Raw genomic sequence first — 3,514 nt, forward strand, 5'->3', positions numbered from 1 at the left:
ATCGCCCGGAGTCTGTATTATTCAATAGTACCAGGTATCGCTCTGCTGTGAATTAATTTTATGACACAGTCAGACTATAAGGGCGTCGCGAAGTTCCTCGCCTATCTCAGCTCTCCGCCTGTCGCCGCGAAATGGCATCAGGACACGGGTTATCTGCCCGTCACCACGGCCGCTTATCAGTTGACCCAGCAACAGGGCTTCTATGAAAAGAATCCCGGTAGCGACACGGCTATCAAGCAGATGCTGAACAAGCCGCCTCTGCCGTACACGAAGGGCCTGCGTCTGGGCAACATGCCGCAGATCCGCACGATCATCGACGAAGAACTCGAACAGGTCTGGTCCGACAAGAAGACGCCTAAGGATGCGCTCGATTCGTCGGTGTCGCGCGGCGACGAACTGCTGCGCCGCTTCGAGAAAGCGGGTAGCTGATCCACCGTAGGGGCGCGCATTCGCCGTTGTCGGGCAAGGCGCGCCTCATCCGTTCACTGTTGCTAAGGACGTCGATGGACAAGCGTTCCCGCTTCGGCACCAGCTTCCTGCCGTATCTGCTCGTCGCGCCGCAACTCGCGATCACCCTGCTGTTCTTTCTGCTGCCCGCGGGCGAAGCCCTCTGGCAATCGACGCAGACACAGGACGCATTCGGCACGTCGAGCGAATTTGTCGGCTTGAGCAACTTCAAGCAGCTATTTGGCGATCCGCTATATCTCGCATCGTTCGAAACGACGCTGATTTTCTGCGCGCTCGTCACCGTGTCGGGTCTCGTGATCTCGCTGCTGTTCGCCGCCTGCGCCGACCGCGTGACACGCGGCGCGAGAGCCTATCAGACGCTGTTGATCTGGCCGTACGCGGTCGCGCCCGCGATTGCCGCCGTGCTGTGGTCGTTCCTTTTCAACCCGAGCATCGGCCTCGTGACCTTTGCGCTCGGCAAGGCGGGCATCGTCTGGAATCACGCGCTCAACCCGGGACAGGCGATGTTCCTCGTCGTGCTTGCCTCCGTGTGGAAGCAGGTCAGCTACAACTTCCTGTTCTTTTACGCCGGACTGCAGGCCATTCCGCGCTCGCTGATCGAAGCGGCCGCGATCGACGGCGCGGGTCCCGTGCGGCGCTTCTTCGGCGTCACGCTGCCGCTGCTGTCGCCGACGACGTTCTTTCTGCTCGTCGTCAATCTCGTCTACGCATTCTTCGACACCTTCCCGATCATCGACGCCGCGACGGGCGGCGGCCCCGCGCAATCGACGCGCACGCTGATCTACAAGATCTTCGCCGAAGGCTTCCAGGGTCTCGACATTGGCAGTTCGGGCGCGCAGTCGGTGGTGCTGATGCTGATCGTGGTCGGCTTGACCGTCGTGCAGTTCCGTTTCATCGAGCGGAGGGTTCAATACTCATGATCGAGAATCGCCGCGGCTTCGATATCTTCTGCCACGTCGTGTTGCTGATCGGCGTGGTGCTGGTCGTGTTCCCCGTCTACGTCGCGTTCTGCGCGGCGACGATGAGCGAGCATGAAGTGTTCAACGTGCCGCTGTCGCTCGTGCCGAGCACGCATCTGTTCGAGAACATCGCCAACATCTGGACGCACGGCACGGGCAACGCCGCCAGTCCGTTCGGCACGATGCTCGTCAACAGCCTCGTGATGGCGCTCGTGATCGCGATCGGCAAGATCGCCGTGTCGATCATCTCGGCGTTCGCGATCGTGTTCTTTCGCTTTCCGGGCCGCAACGTCGCGTTCTGGCTGATCTTCATCACGCTGATGCTGCCCGTCGAGGTGCGCATCTTTCCGACTGTGCAGGTCGTGTCGTCGATGCATCTGAGCAACACGTACGCCGGCCTCACGCTACCGCTGATCGCGTCCGCGACCGCGACGTTCCTGTTCCGCCAGTTCTTCCTCACGCTGCCCGACGAATTGATTGAAGCGGCGCGTATCGACGGCGCGGGGCCGCTGCGTTTTTTCTGGGACGTGGTGCTGCCGCTGTCGAAGACGAACCTCGCGGCGCTCTTCGTGATCACGTTCATTTACGGCTGGAATCAATACCTGTGGCCGATCCTGATCACCAGCCAGCAATCGCTGACGACGGCCGTGGTCGGCATCAAGAGCATGATCGCTTCCGGCGACACCGCAACCGAATGGCATCTCGTGATGGCCGCGACGCTGCTCGCGATGCTGCCGCCGCTCGTCGTCGTGCTGGCGATGCAGCGCTGGTTCGTGCGCGGTCTCGTTGATGCGGAAAAATAAGGATAAAGAGTCATGTCTGCACTGGCGCTCAAAGGCGTAAAGAAATCGTACGACGGCAAGCAGAACGTTCTGCACGGCATCAACGCGGACGTCGAGGACGGCGAGTTCGTCGTGATGGTCGGGCCGTCGGGTTGCGGCAAGTCGACCTTGCTGCGGATGGTCGCGGGACTGGAGGCCATCACCGAGGGTGAGATTGCGATCGACGGCAAGGTTGTGAACAACCTGGAGCCGAAGGATCGCAACATCGCGATGGTGTTCCAGAACTACGCGCTTTATCCGCACATGACGGTTGCGGAGAACATGGGTTACGCGCTGAAGATTGCGGGGCTGACGAAGTCGAAGATCGAGTCGCGGGTGCTGACGGCGGCGAAGATTCTCGAGCTCGAGCCGCTACTGTCTAGAAAGCCGCGCGAGCTGTCGGGCGGCCAGCGACAGCGCGTCGCGATGGGCCGCGCGATCGTGCGCGAGCCGGCTGTGTTTCTGTTCGACGAGCCGCTGTCGAATCTGGATGCCCGTCTGCGCGTGCAGATGCGGCTCGAAATTCAGCGGCTGCATGGCCGCCTCAAGACGACGAGCCTATACGTGACGCACGACCAGATCGAAGCGATGACGCTCGCGCAGCGTGTGATCGTGATGAACCGCGGGCATGCGGAGCAGATCGGTGCTCCCACCGAGGTCTATGAGCGGCCTGCGACGACGTTTGTTGCTGGTTTTATCGGCTCGCCGGGGATGAATTTGCTGAACGGCTGGATCACGGAGGATGGCGCCTTTTTTGAAGTTGCGGGAGAGGGACCGAAGTTGCCTTTGGCGGGCGTGCCGTGCGTTGGCCGCGAAATCGCGGCGGGCCGGGCATGTGTGCTTGGAATTCGGCCGGAGCATATGACACCCTCGGACGCCGTTGTGTCTTCGGCCACGCTTGCCGTTGATTCTTGCGAATTGCTCGGCGCCGATAATCTCGCGCATGGGCGCTGGGGCAAGCACGATGTGACTGTGCGTTTGCCGCATGGGCATCGGCCGCTAGCCGGCGAACGGCTTCAGGTCGCGGTGCCTGCCGTGCATCTTCATTTCTTTGATGAGGAAAGCGGGCGGCGGTTGAATTGAGATTTTGGTCTGTCTGCGACGTTTTGGTTAGTTTTTGACGTTTTTTAATTGGCGCCTTCGCGGCGCGCGCGTGTTGGTTTTTGCCTTTTCGCTGGCATCCGCGATTTGCCTTCGTGCTTCAAGCGTCGCCCCTGTGCGGGGCGGCACCTACTTTTCTTTGCCGCCCTCCATGTCAGGCTAGTT

At 60.9% G+C, this 3,514-nt stretch carries 3 protein-coding genes and 1 pseudogene; all 4 read left to right on the forward strand.

Going from position 1 to position 3,514, the window contains the following annotated elements:
- Positions 1 to 75 precede the first annotated feature (75 nt).
- Positions 76 to 429: pseudogene (locus tag SB822_RS54220) on the forward strand (sn-glycerol-3-phosphate ABC transporter substrate-binding protein); the annotation flags it as partial.
- Between the two features lie 74 nt (positions 430 to 503).
- Positions 504 to 1,388 carry a sn-glycerol-3-phosphate ABC transporter permease UgpA gene (gene ugpA, locus SB822_RS54225; protein WP_410858740.1) on the forward strand — a complete coding sequence of 295 codons (885 nt, stop codon included), beginning with the start codon at positions 504 to 506 and terminating at the stop codon, positions 1,386 to 1,388.
- A complete protein-coding gene (gene ugpE, locus SB822_RS54230) occupies positions 1,385 to 2,230 on the forward strand; it encodes a sn-glycerol-3-phosphate ABC transporter permease UgpE (protein ID WP_410858741.1) in 846 nt (281 codons plus the stop codon). Before ugpA ends, ugpE begins: the two co-directional genes overlap by 4 nt.
- A gap of 12 nt (positions 2,231 to 2,242) precedes the next feature.
- On the forward strand, positions 2,243 to 3,331 hold the full coding sequence (locus SB822_RS54235; RefSeq protein ID WP_410858742.1) for a sn-glycerol-3-phosphate import ATP-binding protein UgpC: 1,089 nt from the start codon (positions 2,243 to 2,245) through the stop codon (positions 3,329 to 3,331).
- The last annotated feature ends 183 nt before the right edge of the window (positions 3,332 to 3,514 follow it).

It is taken from the genome of Paraburkholderia sp. SIMBA_054, assembly GCF_046534875.1.
Lineage (GTDB): Bacteria > Pseudomonadota > Gammaproteobacteria > Burkholderiales > Burkholderiaceae > Paraburkholderia > Paraburkholderia hospita.